This is a genomic window from Morganella morganii H1r (assembly GCF_000633515.1).
Classification (GTDB): Bacteria; Pseudomonadota; Gammaproteobacteria; order Enterobacterales; family Enterobacteriaceae; genus Morganella; species Morganella morganii_B.
Map to the genome: position 1 here is coordinate 1 of NZ_AYMP01000017.1, position 24983 is coordinate 24983.

The 24983-nt window shown below is 46.8% G+C and carries 19 protein-coding genes, 1 tRNA gene and 1 pseudogene; 14 read left to right on the forward strand and 7 right to left on the reverse strand.

The window, feature by feature from the left end; all coding sequences use genetic code 11:
• The first annotated feature begins 215 nt into the window (after positions 1-215).
• On the forward strand, positions 216-827 hold the full coding sequence (locus U868_RS0110680) for a TfoX/Sxy family DNA transformation protein (protein WP_029991022.1): 612 nt from the start codon (positions 216-218) through the stop codon (positions 825-827).
• A gap of 47 nt (positions 828-874) precedes the next feature.
• Here U868_RS0110680 and yccS read toward each other — a convergent pair whose 3' ends face one another.
• The gene (gene yccS, locus U868_RS0110685; RefSeq protein WP_025153284.1) at positions 875-3091 is read right to left on the reverse strand and encodes a YccS family putative transporter; all 2217 of its coding nucleotides are present in this window, start codon (positions 3089-3091) and stop codon (positions 875-877) included.
• A gap of 156 nt (positions 3092-3247) precedes the next feature.
• On the opposite strand from yccS, the gene helD reads away from it, so the two are divergent.
• Positions 3248-5302, forward strand: a complete 2055-nt coding sequence (helD, locus tag U868_RS0110690; protein WP_025153285.1) for a DNA helicase IV — start codon at positions 3248-3250, stop codon at positions 5300-5302.
• A gap of 44 nt (positions 5303-5346) precedes the next feature.
• Here the strand turns inward: helD and U868_RS0110695 are convergent, their stop codons facing one another.
• On the reverse strand, positions 5347-5805 hold the full coding sequence (locus U868_RS0110695; RefSeq protein WP_025153286.1) for a methylglyoxal synthase: 459 nt from the start codon (positions 5803-5805) through the stop codon (positions 5347-5349).
• A 130-nt stretch (positions 5806-5935) separates the two neighbouring features.
• Between U868_RS0110695 and U868_RS0110700 the strand changes: the two genes are divergently transcribed.
• Positions 5936-6349, forward strand: a complete 414-nt coding sequence (locus U868_RS0110700; protein WP_025153287.1) for a CoA-binding protein — start codon at positions 5936-5938, stop codon at positions 6347-6349.
• 45 nt (positions 6350-6394) lie between these two features.
• Here U868_RS0110700 and hspQ read toward each other — a convergent pair whose 3' ends face one another.
• A complete protein-coding gene (gene hspQ, locus U868_RS0110705; protein WP_025153288.1) occupies positions 6395-6715 on the reverse strand; it encodes a heat shock protein HspQ in 321 nt (106 codons plus the stop codon).
• Between the two features lie 202 nt (positions 6716-6917).
• Here hspQ and U868_RS0110710 point away from each other — a divergent pair, with 202 nt between their 5' ends.
• Positions 6918-7196: an acylphosphatase gene (locus U868_RS0110710; RefSeq protein WP_025153289.1), complete on the forward strand. Its 279-nt coding sequence runs from the start codon at positions 6918-6920 to the stop codon at positions 7194-7196.
• A 7-nt stretch (positions 7197-7203) separates the two neighbouring features.
• Here U868_RS0110710 and tusE read toward each other — a convergent pair whose 3' ends face one another.
• Complete coding sequence (gene tusE / locus U868_RS0110715; protein WP_004241806.1) at positions 7204-7533, reverse strand: sulfurtransferase TusE; 330 nt, start codon at positions 7531-7533, stop codon at positions 7204-7206.
• Positions 7534-7724: 191 nt separating this feature from the next.
• Between tusE and U868_RS0110720 the strand changes: the two genes are divergently transcribed.
• Positions 7725-7812 (forward strand) — tRNA-Ser (locus tag U868_RS0110720).
• An 808-nt stretch (positions 7813-8620) separates the two neighbouring features.
• Complete coding sequence (locus tag U868_RS24090; protein WP_051583045.1) at positions 8621-8914, forward strand: helix-turn-helix domain-containing protein; 294 nt, start codon at positions 8621-8623, stop codon at positions 8912-8914.
• 352 nt (positions 8915-9266) lie between these two features.
• On the opposite strand, the gene U868_RS0110730 is transcribed toward U868_RS24090, so the two are convergent.
• Positions 9267-10409: a glycosyltransferase gene (locus U868_RS0110730; RefSeq protein WP_025153291.1), complete on the reverse strand. Its 1143-nt coding sequence runs from the start codon at positions 10407-10409 to the stop codon at positions 9267-9269.
• A gap of 176 nt (positions 10410-10585) precedes the next feature.
• A complete protein-coding gene (locus tag U868_RS0110735; protein ID WP_025153292.1) occupies positions 10586-10984 on the reverse strand; it encodes a DUF805 domain-containing protein in 399 nt (132 codons plus the stop codon).
• Between the two features lie 910 nt (positions 10985-11894).
• On the opposite strand from U868_RS0110735, the pseudogene U868_RS23600 reads away from it, so the two are divergent.
• From U868_RS23600 to U868_RS0110785, 7 genes and pseudogenes are all read left to right on the forward strand, one after another.
• A pseudogene (locus U868_RS23600) lies at positions 11895-13917 on the forward strand (type VI secretion system Vgr family protein).
• Positions 13918-15138: a DUF4123 domain-containing protein gene (locus U868_RS0110755; RefSeq protein ID WP_025153294.1), complete on the forward strand. Its 1221-nt coding sequence runs from the start codon at positions 13918-13920 to the stop codon at positions 15136-15138.
• The gene (locus U868_RS0110760; protein ID WP_162817226.1) at positions 15120-18308 is read left to right on the forward strand and encodes a toxin VasX; all 3189 of its coding nucleotides are present in this window, start codon (positions 15120-15122) and stop codon (positions 18306-18308) included. Before U868_RS0110755 ends, U868_RS0110760 begins: the two co-directional genes overlap by 19 nt.
• The gene (locus U868_RS0110765; RefSeq protein ID WP_025153296.1) at positions 18299-19240 is read left to right on the forward strand and encodes a hypothetical protein; all 942 of its coding nucleotides are present in this window, start codon (positions 18299-18301) and stop codon (positions 19238-19240) included. Before U868_RS0110760 ends, U868_RS0110765 begins: the two co-directional genes overlap by 10 nt.
• Before the next feature lie 46 nt (positions 19241-19286).
• Positions 19287-19556 carry a PAAR domain-containing protein gene (locus U868_RS0110770; RefSeq protein ID WP_025153297.1) on the forward strand — a complete coding sequence of 90 codons (270 nt, stop codon included), beginning with the start codon at positions 19287-19289 and terminating at the stop codon, positions 19554-19556.
• Between the two features lie 114 nt (positions 19557-19670).
• Positions 19671-20597 (forward strand): hypothetical protein, encoded by a 927-nt coding sequence (locus U868_RS0110780; protein ID WP_025153298.1) that lies wholly within the window; start codon positions 19671-19673, stop codon positions 20595-20597.
• Positions 20598-20605: 8 nt separating this feature from the next.
• Positions 20606-21667: a hypothetical protein gene (locus U868_RS0110785; protein ID WP_025153299.1), complete on the forward strand. Its 1062-nt coding sequence runs from the start codon at positions 20606-20608 to the stop codon at positions 21665-21667.
• Positions 21668-21720: 53 nt separating this feature from the next.
• Here the strand turns inward: U868_RS0110785 and U868_RS0110790 are convergent, their stop codons facing one another.
• Complete coding sequence (locus U868_RS0110790) at positions 21721-23655, reverse strand: methyl-accepting chemotaxis protein (RefSeq protein WP_025153300.1); 1935 nt, start codon at positions 23653-23655, stop codon at positions 21721-21723.
• Between the two features lie 568 nt (positions 23656-24223).
• On the opposite strand from U868_RS0110790, the gene U868_RS0110800 reads away from it, so the two are divergent.
• Positions 24224-24919 carry a DUF554 domain-containing protein gene (locus U868_RS0110800; RefSeq protein WP_025153301.1) on the forward strand — a complete coding sequence of 232 codons (696 nt, stop codon included), beginning with the start codon at positions 24224-24226 and terminating at the stop codon, positions 24917-24919.
• The last annotated feature ends 64 nt before the right edge of the window (positions 24920-24983 follow it).

Genomic DNA, 24983 nt, shown 5'->3' on the forward strand with positions numbered 1-24983 from the left:
TGATCGGGGAAGACCCATATGTATACAGTATAATCCAATTCTACTCAGATCAAGTAAATTTTTTCCATACAACTCGCAAAATTCAGGTTTGCCGGATACAAATACGAATTTATCGTTGGCAATCGGAGAAACATTCCTTATTTTGTGGCGACAGCTGAGCTCAGTCAGGGAATGACACAACGATACGTTTAACCTGCTTTCAAAGGACTGATAATATGAAGGATTATTTGAAATTGTCAGATGTTCAGTTTGATCGTCTTCAACACAGCACACAGCCGTTCGGCCGGATCCGCCTGAAATCACAGTTCGGGTGTATGGGATTATCCATTGACCGCGTCACGTTCGCACTGATAGCCAACAGCCAGCTCTGGCTGAAAAGCACAGAAGCCACCCGCGAATTATTCTGCCGGCTGGAACTGAGTGACCGGTTCACGTATCCCAAACGGATCCTGCCGATGCGGATTAACTACTACCGCGTACCGGACGCGGTATGGCAGTGCCCTCAGCAGTGTGAGTTTCTTTTTTACCAGACCTACCTGCATGCGCGGGAACATGCACAGTCACGTCAGCAGCTGCCGTCGCGGATTAAAGATCTGCCGAATGTGGACAGGGCACTGGAACGTCGTTTATGGCAGGCAGGGATCCGCAGGGTGGATGATCTCTATTTACTGGGCGCCAAAGCGAGTTTTCTGAAGGTCAAAGCGCGGCCGCAGAATGAGCTGAAATTACTGTTTGCCATCGCGGGAGCCATTGAGGGGTGCCACAGTGCAGTATTACCGAAAGCACTGCGGGAGGATCTTATTCACTGGCACGGCAGGCTGAACTAAACAGCACGGCCATCCCGGGGAAATGAATTTTTCCCCGGGAGCAGAAGTCAGCTGTGCGGTGTTTCTTCCGCCGCAGTCTGTTTTTTGCGGCGGAACCGTCCGGCGGAAGGCTGCCGGCTGTGCTCTTTATCATTGATCTGCCGGATAAGCCCGGTAATGTCCGGTGTCAGGCTGAGTAACAGACGGATTTGCTCCAGTACCAGCTGCTCGGTGCTGTTATTGTCACAGGCACATTTATCCAGGCGCTGTGCGAGTGCATCCGCAATAGCCTGAATCTGCAAATCTTCCCGGTGTCCTTTTTGCAGGGCGGTCTCAATATAGCGGATAGCATCATTCAGCAGACGCAGAATAGTGTCATCCGTGAGTTTGGTGCGGTGGGCCCCGAGCGCGGAAATATAACTGAGCAGCGTGTGATTGAGACAAAGCAGGCGGAACGCCTCATCCTGCGATGTGCGGTAACTGCTCGGCTCTGAGGATATATTCGCCACCACCGAGGCAAATTCCCCGTCGCTGATATGGGCATCACGGCGGGCAACCCGGTACTCCAGGCTGTCAGTTTTACCGTTGTAATACTGCTGCAGGATTTGTTCCAGATAACGGCCGTTTGCCTGCATCGTGCGGTCAATCACCAGCGGCAGCTGGCGGTATTTCCAGTCCGGCCAGATATAACTGACGGCAAACCAGGCAAGTCCGCAGCCGATAAGGGTATCAATAATGCGGTGAATGGCGATATCAAACCCTTCACCCAGCAGGTTAAAACTGAACAGCACCAGCAGAGTGATAAAAATGGTGGCCTGGGCATACTGACTGGTACGGAACACAAAGAACATCAGCCCGGACAGCACCATCAGAATAAGCTGTCCTTCATAAGACGGCACAAAATACATGATCGGCAGGCCGATAAGGATCCCTGCCAGTGTCCCCGTGATACGCAGCATCAGGCGGCGCCGTGTGGCACTGTAGTTCGGCTGACAAACAAACAGGCTGGTCAGCATAATCCAGTAACCGCGGGTTAAATCAAAGGTCAGGATGATGGCATAACCGGCACACAGTAACAGCGACATCCGGATAGCATGGCGGAACAGGGCGGATCGCGGCGTCAGGTTCTGCCGGACCCGTGCCCAGATATCACGCAGTCCCTGTAAGTTTTCGTTGGACAGGCGCGCATCTTCCTGCATTTTTTCTGCCGGAAGTTGCGTCTGCTCTGCGGTCAGCCCTTTCAGCTGGGCATCAACCCCGCGCAGGTTGGTCAGCAGATGGCGCAGTGCCATGACACTGCTGTTGCCGGGTTTTTGCTGCTCCAGCAGGTTGAGGGAGTTTTCCAGATACGAAAACGTCCGCTCAAAACGCGGGTTATGGTGATATTTGCGGCGCTGCAAAATGGCCTGTGCAACAGCGGCGCAGGCGTGTCCCTGCATGGTCATCAGCCGCTGAAAGCGGAACATAATGTCGCTGTAACGCAGTTCATTACTTAAATTCTGATACTGAATATGGGATGAGCTTGCCCGCTCATGAATATCCTGGGCGACAAAGTAATAATGAAGGGCATGGCGGGTACTGCGTTGTCCGCGATCGCCTTTCAGGCGGGAAAACAGGGTCATTTTTGCCTGATGCATCGCTTCCGTCAGCGCGCTGTTCGCCATCGCCAGTTCAAAGACGGATTGCTGATAATCTTCTTCTATGTCCGGATCAAACAGGTTCGCTTTTGCCTCCAGATAATTGGAGAGCTGCATATAATAGCGGGCGAGATTATCCTGAAGAGGACGGACAGGGAAAAACAGGTGCCCGGTCAGGGTCAGCAGGTTGTACCAGACCGCCCCGGTCAGCAGTAACAGCGGCTGCTGATACCAGTCATCAAACAGGTTTTTTCCCAGCATGGTGTAAATCGCGATCAGCAGTGCCCCGAAGGCAATCGTGGCGTAACGCTGCCCGAGCGCACCCAGCAGAATAAACCCGCTGGTTGATACGGCAAGACCTGCCATAAACAGGAGGTGGTGGTCATACAGCAGTTCAATTGACGCAGACGCGACAAAAAAAGAGATCAGCGTGATAAACAGATTACGCAGACGCCCGGCGAGCCGATCATCCAGATCTGTCAGTGCGGCGGCCACCATCCCGAGCGTCAGGGCAATGGTTACCTTCGGCGGCATGTGCAGCAGCCACGGCACCAGTGTGGTCCCTGTCAGCGCAATCAGAATGCGGAAATAATAAAGAAAATGGCTGTTATAAATATACCGGCTGAAGCCGAGAAACGCTGCAAGCACAATAACCTCAGTGAGTCAGAAATACCCTTAACGGGAATTTGGCAGTAAACTAATTGTGTCTTTCCTGTAATATGGCAATGGTATGGCGCTGGCATACGTTTTACCACATCTGGTTTTATCACATATTGATTTCAATCTTGTAACGGTGCGGAACACATGGAATTAAAATCAACACAAATGGGGCAGACACTGGCCCGGCATCCTTACAACCGCGTGCGGTTACTCAACGCAGGTATCGAAGTCAGCGGGGCAAAACACCGGTATGTTATTCCTTTCAATGAGTTAATCAATATTCAATGTAAACGCGGTATCGTCTGGGGCGAACTGGAGTTTGAACTGCCGGATGAGCAGGTTGTGCGTCTGCACGGTACCCAGTGGCAGGAAACTCAGGCGTTTTATCAGTATGTTACTGATATCTGGTCACGCTGGAGTGATGAAATGAGCGTGGTCAGCGCGGGGGTGCTGGATAAACAGGTCAGTGACATTAAGGCGATGATTCAGGCCGATCGCTGGCTGACACAGCCGGAAAGTCAGAAACTCCGTGACAACATTCTGCATGCTTTTGCGGCACTGCCGCTGCCCCGTGCGCGTCTGGTCAATTTTGATAACTGCGCGCAGTCATATCAGTTTTGTCTGGACTGGCTTAGTCACACCGGGGAAAAACGCCGTCAGCGCAACCGTGAATGGACAGAACAATGCCTTGAAACCTATGCGGATTTCTTTGCCAATGTGGAATCCTCCCCGCTGAATACGTCGCAGAGTGAGGCGGTGGTCAATGGTGAGCCTTCTGTGCTGGTACTGGCGGGAGCCGGAAGCGGTAAAACCTCGGTACTGGTGGCGCGGGCAGGCTGGCTGCTGCGCCGTCAGCAGGCGCTGCCGGATCAGATCCTGATGCTGGCCTTCGGGCGGCAGGCGGCGGACGAAATGAATGAACGGATCCGCACCTGTCTGCACACAGAAGAGATCCGCAGTAAAACCTTTCATGCCCTCGCACTGCATATTATCCGCGAGGCATCCGCCAAATCGCCGGTTATCAGTACGCTGGAAAGCGACACAGCCGCCCGTCATGAACTGATTAAATCGGTCTGGCAGACGCAGTGCCGTGAGAAAAAAGCGCAGGCAAAAGGCTGGCGCGAACTTATCAGCGGCAGTATGAACTGGCTGGTGGATGAAGGGGAATACTGGGAAGATGAAACTCTGTGCCGCCGGATGGTGCCGAGGATTGACCGCTGGCTCAGCCTGATGCGCATGAACGGCGGCAGCCAGAAAGTGATGATCGAATCCGCCCCGGCGGATATCGCACCGGAATTCACAAAACAAATCAAACTGATGGCCCCGTTTTTAAAAGCCTGGAAAAGTGCTCTGAAAGACGAGGGGGCGACAGATTTTTCCGGGCTCATTCATCAGGCGGTGAACCTGATTGAAAAAGGGCGCTTTATCTCGCCGTGGAAAGCGGTGCTGGTGGATGAATTCCAGGATATCTCACCGCTGCGGGCAAAACTGATCCATGCTTTACGGGCTCAGAATCCGCAGACCACACTGTTTGCTGTCGGTGATGACTGGCAGGCCATTTACCGTTTCAGCGGAGCGGAGCTGACGCTGACCACGGATTTCAGCGCGGTCTTCGGTGAGGGCGGGCAGTGTGCGCTGGATACCACATACCGTTTTAACAGCCGTATCGGGGAAATTGCCAACGGCTTTATTCAGCGTAACCCGCAGCAGCTGACCAAACCGCTGAACAGCCTGATGAAAGGGGATAAAAAAGCGGTTCTGTTACTGCCGGACAACCAGCTGGAAGCATTACTGAATAAAATGAGCGGTTATGTGACCGAAGCAGAGACGATTCTGATCCTGGCACGTTATCACCACCTTAAACCGGAGATTCTGTCGGTGGCGGCCACCCGCTGGCCGCATCTCAATATCCGTTTTATGACCATGCATGCCTCAAAAGGTCAGCAGGCGGATTACGTGATTATTACCGGACTGACCGATGAACGGGACGGTTTCCCGGCGGCGGCGCGGGAATCGGTTATTGAGCAGGGATTACTGCCGCGGGAAGAGGAATTTATGCATGCGGAAGAGCGCCGCCTGATGTATGTGGCGCTGACCCGGGCAAAAAAGCAGGTCTGGCTGTTGTATGACAAAAATTCTCCGTCCTGCTTCGCGGAAGAACTGGCGGATATGGGCGTCAGCCGGGTGAAAAAGCCCTGAACAGGAAAGCGGCGGCGGTCAGTCACCACCGCCGCAAAACGCCGTTACTGAGTGCGCTCACTTAAATAGCGGTGGTAATCCGGAATAACAATATCCACATCATTGTCGAAATCCGGCGAGTGAATAATAAAATCGGCGGTGGACATATTGGTCGCCACCGGAATATTCCAGACGGTCGCCAGACGCAGCAGGGCTTTCACATCCGGATCATGAGGAACGGCATTGAGCGGATCCCAGAAGAAAATCAGCACATCAATTTTCCCTTCCGCAATCATTGCCCCGATCTGCTGATCCCCGCCCATCGGGCCGCTCAGCATACCGGTGATCTCCAGCCCTGTTTCACGGCTGATAAGCTTACCGGTGGTACCGGTGGCGAACAGTTCGTGGCTTTCTAATTTGGCCAGATTGCGCTGAACCCAGCCCAGTAATTTGGTTTTATAGTGATCGTGAGCCACAAGGGCGATTTTTTTATGCCTGGTCAGTACTCGGGTGGTCGATTCCATAACGCTCTCTTTTCCGGCGAATAAATGTTATTCAATAACATAAGCGAAAAAAAGCGTTCCGCCAACAGGTGATTTTCAATTCAGTATGCTATAACTCAGATTGTCGCGCAGGATCATAAAAGAGGCTTCTATGAATGACACATTTCTGACCGGTATTCTTCAGCAGGTAAAAACAATTGCTGTCGCCGGTGCGAGCGATAAACCGGATCGCCCTGTTTATCATGTGATGGAATATTTGCTGGGACAGGGATACCGGGTGATTCCGGTGAACCCGAAACTGGCGGGAAAAACCCTGATCGGGCAGCTGGTGTATGGTTCGCTGGCTGATATTCCTGAGCCGGTGGATATGGTGGATGTTTTCCGGAATGCGGATGCCGCGCCGGGTATTGCACAGGAGGCGATAGCCATAAAAGCGAAAGTGTTGTGGCTGCAGCAGGGAATTATCAGCAGCGGGGCGAAAGCACTGGCGGAAAACGCCGGGATGCTGTTTGTTGAGGATCGCTGTCCGAAAATTGAAATCCCGCGTCTGGGGCTGGAAAAGTAAGCAAAAATAAAGCCCCGGCATGTGAGTGGCGGGGCTCTTCGTGTATTAATTGCGCAACCGGGGAGACAGTAACTGGTTACGGATGGACTCAGCCAGCTCATCCATTGTGATGTTATCGGGGTGGTCTTCATCCATCTCATAGGTGATCTGGGCTTCTGCCAGATAGCTATGGATAGGTTCACCGTTATCGTCTTCCATCACGACGTGGTACCAGGGCGAAGAGCGCAGGTTCATATTGGATGCGATATCGTCCTCTTCCGGCTGATCCAGTGAGTATTCAGCATCAATATCGACAATCACGCCCAGGTAGCCAAGCAGCTTATGGCGGACTTGTTGTCCGATACCGAACTTACTTGAAATCATCATAATCACCTCCGAAGAAACTTTGCTCTGTTACTAATATGGGGGGTACTGATGACAGATTCAATCCCTTAACAGATAGTTGTTTCCTATCACTGCAATCAGCAACAGCTGACAATTTCAGGTTATCGGGGAGTGGATAAAATTACAACCTGCGGACAGTGATACAGATAAAAATAGTGATATTTTCAGAAAAAGGAGCGACATAATGAAGAACGGACGACATTTTACCGTATACGGACGTGTTCAGGGCGTCGGTTTCCGTTATCAAACATTTTATTGGGCAAAACGCCACAATGTGACCGGTTTTGTCCGCAATCGTCATGACGGCAGCGTGGAAATTGAGGCGTATGGTGATGAAAGTGTGCTGGACGCCATGACCGCATGGCTGGAAGCGGGCGGGCCGCCGGGGGCGAAAGTGACTGAGGTTATCGCAACGCCCTGCGATTACAGGGACGTTACCGTATTCCGTGTCCGTCACGAATAAACGGCGGTCAGATACACTTCACCGGTTTCGGCAGCCCAGCCAGTTTTGTTGCCTGTTTGGCGGGGCCTTTCGGAAACAGGCGATACAGATAACGGCTGTTCCCGCGCTCTTCGCCATACTTCTGAGTGATGGCTTTCACCAGCATACGGATAGCCGGTGAGGTGTTAAATTCCAGATAAAAATCCCGTACAAAGCGGATAACTTCCCAGTGCTGTTCTGTCAGGGTAATCTCTTCCTGTTCAGCCAGCAGCGGCACCATGGCCTCCTGCCAGTCCTGCACATTGAGTAAATAACCGTGGGGATCTGTGGCGATTTCACGCCCTTCAAACACAAACATAATCGGAACCTGCTGAAAATGAGAATGAAAATGTAGCAAAGATTTGCCGTTATCCCAAGCATCAGAAGAAAGAAAGCGGTGATTGTGATGATAAAATCAGCTAACACATTGAGAAATGGCTAAATTTCCGGCATTCAGACAATCCGGGACTTTACAAGGGACGGGGAGGGGACTATAGTGCTCGTCATTGCGGAGGGGTGGCCGAGCGGCTTAAGGCAGCGGTCTTGAAAACCGCCGACGGGAAACCGTCCGAGAGTTCGAATCTCTCCTCCTCCGCCATCTTCACTTCTATCAACGTCTTCTGAAGTCTCCCAAACCCCGATAAATCAGGCTTTAATCCGAAAAAATCCGAAGGTACGATGCGGGTTCTCCGGAATACCCGGCAGCAGAAAGTTTTTGTACTTTTGCACGCTGCTATATCGCTATTTCCCTCAGTAACACGTATTCCCGTCAAATTCAGAATTAATTTTATATAACGCCATATCACCCTGCACATCAGTCCGCAGTGACAGTGCTCCGTCAGGTATGGTGCAGCAACGTGATGTATATCGGGACAGGTAAGCGCCGGGTTCTGGTGCGGAAACGAAAGCGGAACGGTTTGAACAAACTAAGACGGGGATAACTCAGCTCTCCGGGATGTCCGGATAGCTCATATGTTTGGTTCTTCTGAACAACAGAAACCACAGACATAAAAAAGCCGGTTAAACGCAACCGGCATGAAAACATAAGCTTTTAAGTAAAATGGTCGCACTAAATAATGCAATTACAAATATACAGAGTATTTACGCTAAAATCTAACATAAAATGCGTGTTCTGAATTTAAAAATAGCCATATGCGTTTTTCCCTGCCGTGTTTTCATCATGGTGACGCACGGTACCATTTCGCGGTAAATGGTTCATCTGAACGGGCGGTGCTGACATCAGAAGCAGGCGGCAGGTAAAGCATGCAGGATGAAACAGTAAGAAAATGTAACCTTAAATTAAATAAAAGCTAAACAAAAACGATATTTTGATCAATTTCTGGTCGTTTTGTTTGTTGTCAATCACGGCATGGATTACTCTTAATATGTGTTGATTAGGAGACATTGTGAAAGATATAAATTTTATTGTAGGTCAGAATATCCGCAGCTTAAGACACCGTAACGGTATGACAACGAAAGCATTAGCAAATCAGCTGGGAATATCCCCGCAACAGATATCAAGGTATGAGCGGGGAATCAATAAAATAGATGCCAGTATTGTATTTAAGATAATAAATATATTTGGTGTTCCTTATGAGGCTTTATTCCCGGAACCGGAAACTGAGGATTTTTCTCAGACAAAATCATCACTTATGTATATGGATCCCATGCTATTCCATAATGGGTATCAGTCTTATTAGTTTAAGGTAATCAAATCCCGGCATGCAGAGACTCTCAGTGCTGAGTTCATGTTATAAAAAAATAGCCCGGAACCGTGGGGGGAACGGGCTGAAAGAGTTGGTATAAATTGGAATAATAGTAAGAAAAGTGATTGAATCTGATATAAGAACAATCTTAGTGATAGTAACGGGATAAACTTAAACAAAGGTTAAATACCCTGGAAAATACCAGGGTTTTATCCATGCCTGTAAAACCGGAGGTACGGGTCATACAAGATCATTACAGGAGAATTGATATTTTGCTGTAACAAGTAACGTAATGTCAGATTTTGTGAATGACTGGCTGATATAAAGGTACACTATTTTATCTTTCTCAACCGGCGATTACTGATTCAAACTCATTAATAAAAAAAGGAAAATCCATCGTATTTTTTGACCATACAAGAGCGTTTTTACTCAGGTCATGATAGTTATTAATGATATGGTGAATCGCATCCATACAATCAGAAGGTGATATAAGTTTAATTGATGTTAATTTATCATCAGTCGGATCATAGACATCATATGGAAAGTCAATATTGATATTTGTTTTTTCTTTATATTCATCCGGTAAGAGAGTCGGTTTTATGGCTATACCACTATATTCATTTTTAATAGCTTCCGGCTGCCCGTCAATCAACGGATATATAACAGGGATCCCATGAGACATTGCTTCGATGCAGGAAAGGCCAAAAGCTTCAGTCACCGGCGTGCTGAGGTATATGTCGATTTTATCATAAAAATCTGTTAAATCAGACTGATAACCAATAAATTCGACATTTTCTTGTAGTGAAAGACGTTCTGTGAGTCTCTCAAGTTCTTTCCTGTTGTCACCGTCACCAGCAATAATCAGGAATGCATTAACGCCATTATCTAACAGCTCTTTTACTGTAAGTATGGATATCCCTATACCTTTGATCCCAACCAGTCTTGATGCTGTCCCGAGAACAATTCTTTCACCAGATATATCTCTTGGCTCCGGTGATATTGGCATATTCAGCCTATTGAGCACAACGTTGATATCTTTATTGAAATTATATCGCAACTGAATGATTCTTTTAGAAGCGTTGCTGTTGGATATAACGCTGTCGATATTTTTGAAAAAGTCATCTGTTTTTTTATTTTGCGGATGTCGCCACCCGCATCCGCAATCATAATATATTTTCTTACATTTTATTTCACTCAGGTCTATACGTGGCATGAAATCCCATATGATTAAGACATCAGGCTGTAACATCTTTATCTTGGCAATAAGTATTTTCTTTCTTAAGGCTGTCGGGTATTTTATGTTAAAATTGTTAAAAATTCTGTTGGCGAAGATGATTTTTTTATCGTCAAATAAGTCAGATATTTTGTCATCAATTGTGTTACTACAGCATATGATTGTATTATCAAATTGACTATTTTCCATAAACATGGAAAACCGTTTTTCGACACCACCAAAACCGGAGAGGTTAATCAGATGGGCAACTTTCATTTTCACTCCAGATATACTTTAATGACATTGCGTTAATAGTCTGCCATATCTAAATATTTTATTTAACTCAGGAATTGCTACATTTTGTTAATTCGTGCTGTTTTCTTAAGTTTATACACAGACTATTGCCGGACGGTCAGTTTTATACAGAGCCTGTTTAATACGCCATCCGGTTTTTACGGTGCAACAGGATGATTATTTTTGGGGTTCGGGCCAAATTTGTTGTCCCCGGGATGGCTATCCAGGCAAGAAAATACAAAAATAATAATACCACCAAAGGGTATTAATAAGGCCAATAACCACCAGCCTGATCTGCCGGTATCATGTAAACGACGGACTGTTACTGAAAGAGAGGGAATAAACGTCACAATGATATAAATCACAAAAAATACCGTTAATACAAAACCAATGGCATTAAAATCCCGGGAGTAAAGATCTGCGGAATAAAGTATAGCAAGATAAAGAGAAACTATAATTGCAGTATCAATCAGGACAAACATCCAATACTCTTTTCGTCTGGCTCTGCCTTTAAAGTTAAAATAGTTAATATTAATAGCGTCTGAATACCAATCCATATATTTACCATTACCTGAAATTATAAGGGGCGGGAATATATATAATGAGTAATCAGATGTAAATTATTTTAATGTAAGATTGTATTAATACTAATTGTATTGGTAAAAAAGGAAAATATCAGCACACCTCAGATGTAAGACCCGCATTAAAACTGCACCATTTCCGGGTTTATTGCAAAAATGGCCAGAGTGAAAAATACGCATATTATTGATTGCTTCCTCATGAGAAGCGATATCTGCAAATAAGTTCAAAGGGAAACGACCCGCAGATGCACAGATGCAGAGACTGGTGGTATCGCCGTGGCTGATTCAGGAATGGCATAACATAATGAAATAAAAACAAAACAGCAGAATATAATGTTTTTATCCGGTTATGTCGCCTGCGGCAGAGCGGAAAGCACGGGGTTTTTGCATGGTTTTTATGATTTTTTATTTTTATTGTTATTATTCAAATTGTTATACCGATTTTTTATTTTGTTACATATTTTATTTCTGTGATCACCAAAGAAAAGTTTATTTTATTTATTATTTACAGTGAGTTATCGCGTTATCTTAAAAAACAGGATGGTTTGTCTTTTTTATATCCGGGATTATTAAGTCACCAACGTCATAATTGGATTAACAAATGGTCTGATGTTCTGTTTTTTTGGATTACATTGACCTGAGTCACTCATTCTGTGAGGTTCGGACTTTCCTCCGGATCTTTACAGAACGATAAGTGAAATTTATTATCCCGCGGCTCAGCACCATGTGTATTGACTGATAACAACATGCAGTTGCAGGCATGTCCGGTGTGCACCAATTGAAGCACTGTCAATATAATCCGGCCATTATCCGGACGGATCGTTTTTGTTTTCTCTGCGGACATCCGGGTAACTGCTGTCCGTGACTGTTACTGTACGGAGTTGTTGTGGTTCCTTCTCTTTCTGATCTGCTGCCGGGCAATTCCGGACTGGTCTTTACCTGTAAAATCGGGCGGCTGCCGGAAAACACCTTCCGGGTGACCACGTTCACCCTGGATGAAACGCTTTCTGCCTTATTTTCCTTATCTGTTTCTGCCGTCAGTCGATTTTCAGGCCTGTCTCGGTTCTGCAGCCTCACTGACGGTCACCCGCAACGGTGTTAAGGTCCGTACCGTGCAGGGGCTGCTGGCTTCCGCCGAACAGGGTAATACCGACGGCAACAAAACCTGGTATCAGTTTGTTATCCGCCCGGAAATGTGGATCATGACGCTCAACCAGGACAGCCGCATTTTCCGTCAGCAATCCGTACCGGAAGTTCTCGCAACCCTGCTGAATGAGGCGCATGTTAAAAATGACCTGAAATTTTACGATGGCGAACTGCACGGTAAGCGGGATTACATCACCCAGAAACGGGAATCCGCTTATGATTTCTGGTGTCGTCTGGCTTTTGAGGAAGGGATTAATTTCTGGTCCGAGGAAGGCCCGAAACTGTTTTACAGTGACAGTCATCTCGGCATGACAGCGGGTATTCACCTGACCTACAACCCGCAGGCGGATACAGACACCCGCGACAGCACGGCATTCTCCTGGCGCTATGCTGAACAGTTATGCGGTGATATTCAGATCCACAAAGATTACAACCCGCAGAATCCCTCCTATCCCCTTGAACATCAGCTGACCGGGGATGTTCACCGGCAACACACCACCTTTGAAAGCTACGGCCGTTTTCAGCAGGATGAGCAGGGCGGTTACTTTACGATGCTGCGCTATGAGCAATCCCAGAATGAACGTCAGACCGGGAGTGCGGGCACCAACTGCTTTGCGCTGAGGCCGGGTAAGCTCTTTACCCTGAAAAACCACCCGTCAGCAGCCATGAATCAGTCATGGCAGGTAATCAGTGTCAGTCACCGGGGTGTGCAGCCCCTGGCAGACAACAGCGGCGGTGAGGGGACCACCTTCAGTAATACCGTGCAGTTTATCCCGGGCGCTCAGGAATGGCGTCCGCCGTTCCGCTATAAACCGACCGCTGACGGTAACGAGCTGGCAACGGTCGTCGGGCCTCCGGGGGAGGAAATCTATACCAACGCTGATGGCGCTGTCACGGTCCGTTTTCACTGGGACCGGCGCGGCAGACCGGATCACAGCGCCTCCTGCTGGGTACGGGTGGCCCACGGCTGGAACGGGGACGGTTTCGGGTTTATGTCGATCCCGCGTATCGGGCAGGAAGTGATTATTTCTTACCTTAACGGGGATATCGATTGCCCGATCATCACCGGCTGCACGTATAACGGGCGCAACAGTCCGCCGCTGACGCTGCCGGTCGAGAAAACCCGCACCACGTTCCGTACCAAAACCCATAAGGGGGAGGGGTTTAACGAGCTGCGGTTTGAGGATAAAGACGGGAGTGAAGAGATTTACCTCCATGCCCAGCGGGACAATAACATCCATATTAACCACAACAAAATCCAGCATATCGGACATGATGAAGTGCATACCGTGGTGAATGACCGTAAGCACGAGGTATGTCATGACGAATTTATTCATGTTACGAATGAGCAGACGCTGAACATCGGTGTGAATCAGTTTGAGCAGATAGGTAAAGACCGTATCACCCGGATTGATAACAGCTGGAAAGAAGTGATCCGGGCCGGGCATTTTCAGGAAGTGGGTGAAAACAAACAGAGTGTTGTGCAGGGCGATTATACATTAACCGCCGGAGGCGGCATTCACACACACACCAGGGTGCATACGCTGCAGGCAGGCGACACTGTTCTTATCAGAGGAAAAGCCGGTTCTATTCAGCTGGACGGGCAGGGCGTGACGATCACCGGAAATATTACCCTGAAAGGCCCGGTGTCAATCGCAGCAGGTGCGCCGGGAACGGTTGCCTCGCTAAATGCGGCCACACATGAAGGGGTTCCTCTGGCGGAAGACTGCAGGGCAAAAGCGATGAAAGCGGAAGGTCAGTAAATGTTAATATCATCACATAATCTGCACCAATACTGGGTCCTGGCATACTATAAGGAAAAAGACGGTAATGCCAGCCGGGGAAAAATGCTGGTGCATGCAGAGAGCGAGTTCTCTGCTGCTGGCGTCTTTCAGGCCTGTTTCAGGGCTCAGGGATTTTCTTCGTTTTATTACGAATCGCTTATTGCGGCAACGGTGTATCTTGAACAAAGCCGGGAAGCGGAGTGGTTATGTATCCGCGCCCTGCACTCCATGGCCGGACGGACGGCGCTGATTTTCGAAGAACGGAAAATTACCTGTCCTCCGGCCATTGAACAGGACTGGTTCACGCTGAATGCTGACAGCTCACCGGAATGCATACCGGAGGAGGGCCGGGTTTATCTGCTGATCGACGGCGCCCTGTATCATACCTGCAGCGGAAAGTTTATTTTACCTGTCCTGTATTCCCTTAATTGCCGGTGGGGATGCCTGCTGCAGGGAGATGCACTGGCTGCATCAGAAGATTATGCTCCTTACCTGATTGAAATTCCTTCTGTTCCGGAACGGACATTAACCCAGCAACAGTTTCTGACATGGTGTTGTGAGAATCCGGCGGGCATTTTGTTACATTCCTCACGGGATTTCGCCGCATTATCCCATCATTTCCGGAAGTTTACTTACCTCCCGGTTGCGGATAACACCACCTGGTACTTTTTTCGTTTTTATGACCCCGGTATTTTTTATTTGCTGGTATCACATCTGAATACCGCAGAAGTCAGACATTTTTTTCAGGGAATTACCGGCTGCCGGTTTTTACATGAGGGGAATGCCTGTGTGCTTTCTTATGACCCTGAGCAGAACAATAAGGTTACTCCTGAGCGTGTCACTATTACGCCGTATTTACAGCAGGTATTTCAGCAGGCCCGTCAGGCGGCACTGATAACCAAAATAGAGGAGAGTCTCCCGGCCCCGGCGGATTCATCAGGTGCAGGCTTACCGGCAGATGAGAGGAAGAACCTGATTATCCGGACACTGAATCAGGCGTATCTGCTCGGGCTGACACACCCGAAAGCCCTTTATTACTTCCTGACCGCTGAAATCTGTTTTCCGGATGAAAACCGGGCTTCCCGCTGGGAGGCGGCGGAGGCGTATTCATCGTCACAGATCGTGCGCGCACTACATTATCTTGAATTAATACTCAAATGCCGGATTCCGGGAGACAGCGAATGCCTTCACACAGTATGACAATGTTGACTGATATCGTTGACAGAGCCAACAAACTTTTTTCTGACAGCGATGATGCCACCAGCATTATTGCACCCTGTAACCGTAATATACGACCTGTTTACCCGGTTCGCTATGCGTATATGAATTATTTCACAACAGAGCTGCTGAAACCTCAGTTGCCTCCCCCGGTCGGGACCCTGCTCCGGGCTGAATCCCATCAGGAAACCGGCGGTTATGCCGCCCGTGTGCTGCGGGAGGGGTGGGTGTATGTCAAAGAAGAAGAGCCGCTGATAGCCCGGGGGTCTCAGGCTCCGGCCGGTATTCTGATTTTCAGGCATATCCTGAATGAAACAGAAGGTCATAATGATATTACCGGTGTGACGGAAATATTCTCTGAGTATGTGTGGGATGACGGTGAACAGGAATACCGGGAAAAAATTCAGAGCTGCCCGCCGCAGGGATTTTTGCCTGTTAAAAAAGACATTAAAAAAATCAGTCTGCTGTTCAGCGATGTGCCGTTGTCACCGGTTATGTTCATGAAGCTCAACGATGACATCGCGCTCAGACAGAGCGTAATGCAACCTATTGATTTGGATAGCGAAGATAAATATACACTGGAGCTCAGTGCCGATAATTTATCAGCGCTTGTCGAAGACTATAAACCTGCGGATAAACAGTTTTCCCGCTACCATGAGGATGTGGATTTAGAAGACGGTTACAGTTGCATACTCAGCAAGGCAACCACGCAGAACGGGTATGTTATCGACCCTGTCAAAAAGGAAAATACGTTCCGGGCGTGTTACGGTGAGGGGGAAAAAGGGACTCTGGTTATCCTGCATGACCCGGTCGGGCGTCAGAAAGATATCATTGAAATCTACCGTTTCCTCGTGACCTATCTGAAATCCTTTTTCTACAATTACGATTACCCGATTACCATCGGTAATTATATTGAGGCGTTACTGAAAAACGATTCTGAGGAGATCCGGAAGACCGTTTCTGACAGTCTGAATCAGGCCGAATGGGACAGGGACTGGACGGGAATTAAAAATATCATTACAGGCATTAATGCCCGTAAAGCCGATATTTTGTCGTTGTATAACTCGTTTGCATTTAATAAAAAACTGACCAATGCCCCCTGTGACGGTCTTAAAAGACATCTGGGAAGTCTTTTTGTGTTTTTTACCGCGCCAGCTGATGAAAGCGGGGTGCGGGAAATCGGTTATCTTGCGGATTTACTTTATGATATAACCAACGCATTACAGTTTACGGAGCTGGGAGCAGCTGTGCTCGAACGCTTCTTTTGTCAGGAGCTGACCTCATCAGAGACAGTAAAAAAATTACAGGATAAGGAACTGCTGAAACACTACGTGCAGAAATATACCCTGTCCGAGAAATACGACCTTCTGCCGGTTGTTGCGACGATGATGCTGGATACCGAGAGCGGTGAAAAAGCTTTTAAAACCTACTCGGAAACCCTACCGGCAGAGAAAAGCAGCCTAACCGAAGACTGGAAAGATATTCTCACCCCGCTGCACACGTTCCTGAATAACAAGATAACCGAACGACCTGATGTGAAAGACCACCTGATTAAAGCCTTAGATAAACTCTTTGTGGTTTTTGGTAAGGGATTCTCTGCATCATTACTGTATATGGGGACGTCCGGGAAAGATACGTCTGCCCTGAAAGGGCGGGTTTTAATGGCGGATGTTGCTAAAAAATACGCGGTACTGTCTGGCATTAACATCGATATTTACAACACCGATACCGTATCTGGGCAGGAGCTGGACGATGAGCTTAAAAAAATGAGTGGGAGCCGTGCGGCGGATAAACCCAGACCGGAAACAGCAGGTATGGGAACCAGACTGTTTGACTGGGATAAATTGACCGCTCGTTTAAAGGACGATAAGTGGATAAAGATCCCCCGGATCATAAAAACAGCGGACGCATTCAGCCGGATAGGGACGGCAGACAGCCCGGTTAACGGTCAGAGAGTCCTGAGTTATATCGACAAATCATTACCGGGTCTGAGTTTTTGCTTAAATACCCTGGTCATCTTCTCGCTCAGTAATCAGAGTGTGCATCAGCGTAATAATCCGCTTAAGTCGCGCTACTTAACGCTTTACGGCTTAAAAATGTCAGAAGCCTTTATTGCCGCTTTTGATAACACCCGGATAACGGTCAGTGGTGCCCGGCAGCTGAGAAAATTAAAGCTGTTTTCAGACAGCCGGATTATCAAAGCGGTTGCGCGCCTGCCGAAATCCCCGCTCCTTAACCAGCTGGGTGTGATGAAAAGTTTCCGCTACCTGGGATTGGCGGGTGCCGTTGTTTCGGCGGGTATCTCAGGTTATGAGGCGCATAACTCGTACCGCATTGGTAATGATCTCAATATGACCTTCAAACTTATCACGGGGGCCGGTTATGTGATGATGGCGTTGGGCATTGCCGGAGGCCTGTTTATGGCAGGCAGTACAGCTATTTCCTGGCCTGTATTATTGTTTGTCGGGACGATTACCATGCTGCTGGGTGTTACCGGCGATTTGGCTACGGAATGGAATGACCTGGAGACATTAATCAGGTGTTGTTTTTGGGGTAATTCTGAAAAATACCCTTTCTGGAGCGAAGAAAAGAAACCATATATTAAAAGATTAGAGTCTGCGCAAAGTGATAAAGATAAATATAAAGACGGTTTCCTGATAGAGAATCAGGAGTTTATCAATCTTTTTTATATGCCAAATTTAGAATGGACTTATACCAATAAGGTACTGACATTTAAAATGGAACTGAGTAATTTCATACCGTATGAGTCGCAGTTTTTTTATCAGTTTTGCAACACAATAAAAACAAAAAATAAAATTGTGGCGTCTCAGTATAAGAAAAGGGATGATTATTTTTTATATAACAGGACATCTTATATTAAGAAGTCATATGGAGAGTTGGAATTTACCTTATCTGACGATATAAAAGAACATTATATTTACAATGCGGACAGACAGAGTACGACCCTTGAGCTCACTATAAATACGCCGAAAGGTTTTTATTTTGATAATGAGATTTTTATTTATTACCGGCCATTTGACGATACGATTGCCCCGTTACGTTATGACTGGAATGGCAGCAGTATTGCCAGCCTGAATGTTACACACTACGGAAAAATGGTTGCCCGTTCAGGAGGACAGTCATGGAGCTAAAATACAAATTAAGTGATTATTATGAACCGTTATCACAGACGGAAACTACCCGGATGCCGCATAAGCAGATGGAGGTTCTTCAGTTTGTTGATAAAATTAATAATGTCCGTCTGGTCATCAGGCATGCCTCTGCAAATACCCGCACAATGTTGGCAATACCTCTGGCCATTATACTGTTTTTGTCAGCGGCGTTTACGTTTGATTATATTTATATTGATGAATGGAAAAGTACGGAATACAGTATCTTAGCTATGATGGAAAGCAAAGAGAAAAGAAAAAATAATGTAGCTATATTAAAATCCGATATCAGGACAGAGTGGCCGGAAGAAAAATATATCAAGGACGGCCGGTTATCATTCTGGGATTTTCTGCATTATTATTATTGTTATCGTAGCAGTTCATCGGTGATGGTGGGTTTATTTGCTATATTAAGCCCTCTTCTGTTTTCCATACCATTTTTTTACTGGGGCTTTATTATAAGAAACAGGCCGCCATTAATTTGCGACAGGGAGAAACAACTTTTCTATACCTGGGATATGAAAATGAACGTCTATGTTGCCAGGTACTCACAAATTGAGTTTGCGGATATTCGTCCCACACTGGCGTTATTTTTATACCGTGTTGATGATGAAGGCACATTAGTCCCGTATAAATACTTTCCCAACTTATCACTTTTCAGTTATTTAGGAACGGCAAGTGATAATGATAATGCCTGGGGACTGGGGTATATAACCAAATATATATTTAACGGGCTGGCGCCGTTAGCCGAATCCCCGTATACACGGAAGCGTTACCGTATTTTCCGGGATGCACCTGTTCCGGAGGATCTTGAACAGCAAATACAGGAGCAGGTGTGTAAGGTAGATGCGGTTTTACCCCCGGATGAAGACACTGAAGTTCGTCTGGCCGAGTCAATTAAGCGCTCAGTATGAATTACCTGCTGTTAAACAGAGTCGATGGTTTAAGGATATTAAAATAATGCGCAGTCAGGTTAATGGCCGTAAGATCATTTTAAAAAATGATACCACCAATACCGGAGGCACCGTTCTCCGGGGCTCTTCTGTTGCGAAACAAACGGAAGGAATTGCCTGTGTGGGGGACCCGGTATATTGCCCGTCGTGTGAACAGACGGGGACAATCGCGGAAGGTGACAGTTTGATGAAAATAAACGGCATACCGGTTGCCCTCGAAGGCCATAAAGTGACATGCGGATGTTCCGGTGGGTGCCTGCTGGTTGCAGCAGGTTAAATACAGAGATATGAACGAAAAATATTCTGTTCCGTCTGTGTACGGTGATGACTGGGTTAACGGGGATATTTCCCCGTTTAACCTCGATGGTTGTATTGATGAAGAGGGCACCGCATGACCAGTTTATATACCGCAACCAGGCATCCTGAGCAGCTGGAGACAACATTATTAACCGGGGAAAGTCACACCTATGATGACCCTTTAGCCCCCCGTAAACTGGTGTTTTTGGATGCTGTGAATGAGCAGCATTGTGTGATTAACTCACCGCAGCGTAACAGTCAGTTAACCAACATAATTCCTTTTTTTATCGCTATCCTGATTATGGCGTGTTATACACTATTTGGTTTTATTGATAATCATATTGATAATAAATTATCAATTGAAATTATGGCTAAGCATGTGGAAGAAAAATATAGTAATAATAGATATCAAAATGAGCTTTCTTTAAAATTAATAGAGCTGTATAAACCTTATTTTGGAAAGGAAGGTATTGGGGTTTTGGAATACATAAAAGCATATGATTCAGGTGATTTTATTATGAATGGACAATATGGAAAATATATTGTTATAGGCTGGCTTATTCTCTTCCCTGGGGCGTTATGGATATTTGGGTATCTGGCTTTCTTTGTTCCTCCGGCACACCTTATTGCCGACAGGCAACGGGGTATTCTGTACAGCTACGGTATGGGAAAAGTATATGTAACCCGTTATGAAGAGGCGCAAATCGGGTTAGCCGGTAAAATGCCCGCTATCAAACTTTATGGTCTTGACCAGAAATCCGGTGAACTGAAAACAATTCTCTTCCGGCCGAATGTCTCGCATTATTCGGCTTTTCTGACCAGTACGGACAGCGAAAACCACCGTTTTATGACATTCCTCAATGCCTATATGCAGCAGGGACGGGATGCTGTTTCAGCCTCGGATTATCAGGCGCGTAAACCATTCCTGTCATTTGGTAAAAATCCGCTTCCCGACGATTTTGAACAACAGGTTACACAAATTCTGGCAAAGCGGGATACAAGGAAGCAACGTCATGCGTAGTCAGGTGAATGCCTGTAAAGCGATTTGCGGATGTTCCGGCGGATGAGTGCTGGTCGCAGCGGGGTAAGTCGCCGGAGGTAACACCGGATTCTTTTTTTATCGTCATATTTATTATGACTGATTATTTATCAGATTTTATTGAACAAGAGACATTTGTAATGTTTGAATTTTTTATGGGAACAATGTTTCCTGATAAACTAAAAACGCAAAAAATCACGTCTTACCAGGAAGACTGTCGTTTTACGGGTTCTCTGGAAGACAGCCCGTATTTGCTGAAGATAAATCAGGAACAATGTCAAATAAAGTCCACTAACTTTAAGCATCGAAAGGTTGTCTCAATTCCTTTATTTTTAGTTGTCTTTGCTACTTTTATTTTTTTGATGAATTCTTTTTTCGAGAGTCATTATTCAAATTATGAGTCATTTATTTCAGATGTTGAAATATATAAAGAGTATGATGAAAACTCAAGAGATCCACTTGAGGGTACAGAACGATATCGTCCTTTTTTTGATAAAGAACCCGGTGTATTTGATTATGTAATATCGTACTACTCCGGGAGTTTTTATGCGGGAACAAAGTATTCAATATATTTAACGATACTACTGGTATTCGGAATTGGTTATTGCCTGTATATTACAGGTAAATCGGCTTTTTTTGGACCTTACCCCATCTTGGTCTTAGACAGAACACGTCAAATTTTGTATACATGGGAAAATAACAAAGTCTATATGGCCCGCTATAAAGATGCCGGATATGCAACACCAAATAATAATGTATTTATAAAATTGTTTTCATTTAATACCGAAAAAAACAGACTGGACACGATTTTGTTTCAACCGAATGCATCCGATCACAGTAGCTTATTTCTCAGTGAGAAATATGAAAATAATGCATTTATTAATTTTATTAACACGTATATGCAAAAAGGGCGTGATGCTATTACAGATCATGATTTCGAATGTGAGCCATTGACGCTGTATTTTGGCAGCTATAATCCCCCGGCGGATGCTGACAGCCAAATAGCGAATACATTAGGCATGCTGGATAAAGAGACGGTTTCTGATGCGTAGTCAGAATATATTTACCGGCAGGGTGTTCTCTGCCGGTAAATATATTCATAACATCAGTGTGTTTCCGGTAATTTAAAAACGGAGACCATCTGTGCGAGCTGTTCTGCTTCACTTTTCAGAAGCTGTGTCCGTGAGACAGCATTATCAATTAAAGTGGCATTCTGCTGCACGGTGGTATCCATTTCGGTGACTGCCATGGTAACCTCAGCCAGCCCTTTACTCTGTTCCTCTCCCGCAACCCGGAGATCACTCATCAGCTGTCTGACTTTCAGGACATCCTCCACCAACTGACTCAGTGTTTCACCGGATTCATGCACCTGGCTGCTGCCTGTTTTAATATTCTGAACAGACTCGTCAATCAGAACTTTAATCTCACGGGCTGCCCGGGCACTGCGCTGAGCCAGAGACCTGACTTCAGTCGCAACAACGGCAAAACCCCGGCCTGAATTACCCGCCCTCGCAGCCTCTACCGCCGCATTCAGGGCCAAAATATTGGTCTGAAATGCGATACTGTCGATGACTGACACAATTTCAAACATCCGCCCGGATGATGTACTGACATTGCTCATTGTTGATATAACATTATGCATCATATCCCCGCAGCGGCTTGCGGTTTGTGCGGTGGTTTCTGCCAGTTTATCGGCCATGTGTGTGTTGTCACTGTTCTGACGCACGGTGACATTCAGCTCCTCCATTGCCGCCGCACTTTGCTCCAGGGCTGCGGCCTGTTGTGTAACCCGTACTGATAACTCGTTATTATTATCGGCCAGGCTGACGGTATTTTCCGCGACAACAGCGCTGCTGCTGCGTACGGTCAGCAGCATCGATGATATTTTGTCCGCAAACAGATTGAATGCCCGTGAAATATCCGATATTTCATCATTACCGGCTATCGCCATACGCTTCGTCAGGTCGCCTTCTCCGCGGGCAATATCATCGAGTGCGTTATATGTCTCATTCAGGCGGGTGATCAGACGACGGATTGCTAACCAGGAGCCCAGCAATAACAGCGTCATAACCGGCAGCAGGACTTCCAGCACATCCTGCATCATGATGTTCGCCAGACCGGTTACCCGGCTTTCCGGCGTGGCAAGGCCGATAACCCATCCGGTATCTGCCATCGGGAACAGCATCACCTGTGACGATGTATTCAGTTGTCCGTCGTGATCAATGCGGATGCTGCCGGGAGCGGTTTGCTCAGAATCCTGCAGCTTCAGGCCGGCAGCCACCGGTGCCAGCCAGCCGGATTGGGCGGCCAGCTCATCAAAGGTTTTAAATTTTTTACTGTCATCACCGGGAAAATAAATCAGCTGCCCGTGACGGTCTGTCACAAAGGCGTAACCGCCGGTGCTGTTACCGTATTGCTGCATAATGGCGGCAATATTATCCAGACGGATATCTGTTGTGACGACACCGGAAAATTTCCCGCCCGTTTTATACGGCACACTGCAGGTTACCATATTCACACCGGAAACAGTGTCGCTGTAAACATCTGACCATAAACAGCGTTCTGTTGATTCATCCTGTGCATTTTGGTACCAGCTTTCATTATGATAATTATCGGTACTGTCTTTATTATACTCATCAGAAAAGACCAGTTCCCCGGCCGGATTTCGTGCCCAGAAAAAGCTGCGTTTCTCAATTCCGGGCGTGAATGCCCCCGGTTCCGGCCAGATCCCGCCACCGGTGATCAGGCTGTTACTTTCAATCAGGTTAGGCGGGATATAACGGTACAGCGCCTCATCATTGGGCAGAACCTCTGCCATGCGCGCCAGGCTGACAGTGTTTCCGCCGGTGTGAGATAAAATGGTACTGACTCTGGAGGTCAGGCCGTGTCCGGTTTCTTCAATTAATGCGGTATTAATTTCCACCACACGGGGCTGCCCGCGCCACAGCATAACAATAATAATAATAGCCGTGGTGACAGCAAGGAGCAGAATGCCACCGATCGTCAGACGAGTTGAAATACGGGACGGATACCAACGCATAAAAAACTCCGGAAATAATAAAATTTACATATACTATAAATTTGGCTGGTCTGAGCAGAGTCCTGCTATATTTTAACGGTTACCCGGTTATTGGCTGAGCTGCCCCGGGTTTACTATTGCAGAGACTCTCTGAATAAAAAACGGAACTGAATCTGTCAGTCAGAATAGGGTACTTTGCTGAGAATTATTTCCTTATGGTGTTTTTTAAATAAAAGATAAGATGATTTCTTTTTATAACAGGAATATACAACACATGAAATTGCTTGTTTTATGTTACTGTTATTATTCATTCCTGTTATCAGAAATATATTTTTTTATTTTTCATATTGTTATTATTTTTTTAAATATTCATTTAGTGATTTTTACAGAATTAACAGCAAAAATGAGGGGTTATTCATGATTTGAGGTGGTCTTCAGCCGGGTTTTTCCGGAGTGCGGCCTGACGTAACATCCGCGTTAATACCCGCTTTTTATTTTTATTACGCCTGTTTTGCGGACAGGTACACGTACAGGATGGTACCGGTTCCGTATAATCATAAGATCCGGATAAAAAAAGCAGGAGTAACGTTTGGTTACCGGACCATTTATTAATGCCGCCGCAGTATTGATTGGCGGAATTGCCGGGGCAGGGCTGAGCCACCGGTTGCCGGAACGTATCCGGACATCCATGCCGTCCGTATTCGGGCTGGCATCACTCGCTATCGGGGTGTTGCTGATTATAAAATGCGCCAATATGCCGGTGATGGTGTTGTCGGTGCTGCTCGGGGCGGTTATCGGTGAACTGTGTTGCCTGGAAAATAAAATCAATGCGGTGGCCGGTAAAATAAAAAACCGGCTTCCGGTACGGAGCGGGGCACAGGAAAGTTTTATTGAAAACTATGTGGTGCTGATATTCCTGTTCTGTGTCAGCGGTACCGGGATTTTCGGGGCGATGCATGAAGGCATGACCGGAGATCCGACCGTTCTGCTGACCAAGGCTTTTATGGATTTTTTCACCGCGATGATATTTGCCTGTTCACTGGGTATTGCGGTGTCGGTTATTGCCGCGCCGATGCTGATTATTCAGCTGGCACTGGCGGGCAGCGGTGCGTTATTGATGCCGTTTACCACAGCGGCTATGATGGCGGATTTTACCGCTGCGGGCGGGGTATTATTGATCGCGACCGGGCTTCGGATCTGCGGTATTAAAATGTTTGCGGTGATTAACCTGCTGCCTGCGCTGATACTGGTGATGCCGCTGTCACTGCTCTGGTCATATTTATGATTTAAATCATCAGGATAGCGGTGAGCGGTAACAACGAATGATCATGCGGGGTTATTTTTTGGTT

Coding starts and splice junctions, on each gene's coding strand:
- U868_RS0110735 (WP_025153292.1), bottom strand. CDS start 10,984: ATGGATTGGTATTCAGACGCTATTAATATTAACTATTTTAACTTTAAA.
- hspQ (WP_025153288.1), bottom strand. CDS start 6,715: ATGATGATTTCAAGTAAGTTCGGTATCGGACAACAAGTCCGCCATAAG.
- U868_RS0110680 (WP_029991022.1), top strand. CDS start 216: ATGAAGGATTATTTGAAATTGTCAGATGTTCAGTTTGATCGTCTTCAA.
- U868_RS0110730 (WP_025153291.1), bottom strand. CDS start 10,409: ATGAAAGTTGCCCATCTGATTAACCTCTCCGGTTTTGGTGGTGTCGAA.
- U868_RS0110760 (WP_162817226.1), top strand. CDS start 15,120: ATGCCTTCACACAGTATGACAATGTTGACTGATATCGTTGACAGAGCC.
- tusE (WP_004241806.1), bottom strand. CDS start 7,533: ATGTTTGTGTTTGAAGGGCGTGAAATCGCCACAGATCCCCACGGTTAT.
- U868_RS0110700 (WP_025153287.1), top strand. CDS start 5,936: ATGAATGACACATTTCTGACCGGTATTCTTCAGCAGGTAAAAACAATT.
- U868_RS0110755 (WP_025153294.1), top strand. CDS start 13,918: ATGTTAATATCATCACATAATCTGCACCAATACTGGGTCCTGGCATAC.
- U868_RS0110770 (WP_025153297.1), top strand. CDS start 19,287: ATGCGCAGTCAGGTTAATGGCCGTAAGATCATTTTAAAAAATGATACC.
- U868_RS0110765 (WP_025153296.1), top strand. CDS start 18,299: ATGGAGCTAAAATACAAATTAAGTGATTATTATGAACCGTTATCACAG.
- U868_RS0110785 (WP_025153299.1), top strand. CDS start 20,606: ATGCCTGTAAAGCGATTTGCGGATGTTCCGGCGGATGAGTGCTGGTCG.
- U868_RS0110695 (WP_025153286.1), bottom strand. CDS start 5,805: ATGGAATCGACCACCCGAGTACTGACCAGGCATAAAAAAATCGCCCTT.
- U868_RS0110790 (WP_025153300.1), bottom strand. CDS start 23,655: ATGCGTTGGTATCCGTCCCGTATTTCAACTCGTCTGACGATCGGTGGC.
- U868_RS0110710 (WP_025153289.1), top strand. CDS start 6,918: ATGAAGAACGGACGACATTTTACCGTATACGGACGTGTTCAGGGCGTC.
- helD (WP_025153285.1), top strand. CDS start 3,248: ATGGAATTAAAATCAACACAAATGGGGCAGACACTGGCCCGGCATCCT.
- U868_RS0110780 (WP_025153298.1), top strand. CDS start 19,671: ATGACCAGTTTATATACCGCAACCAGGCATCCTGAGCAGCTGGAGACA.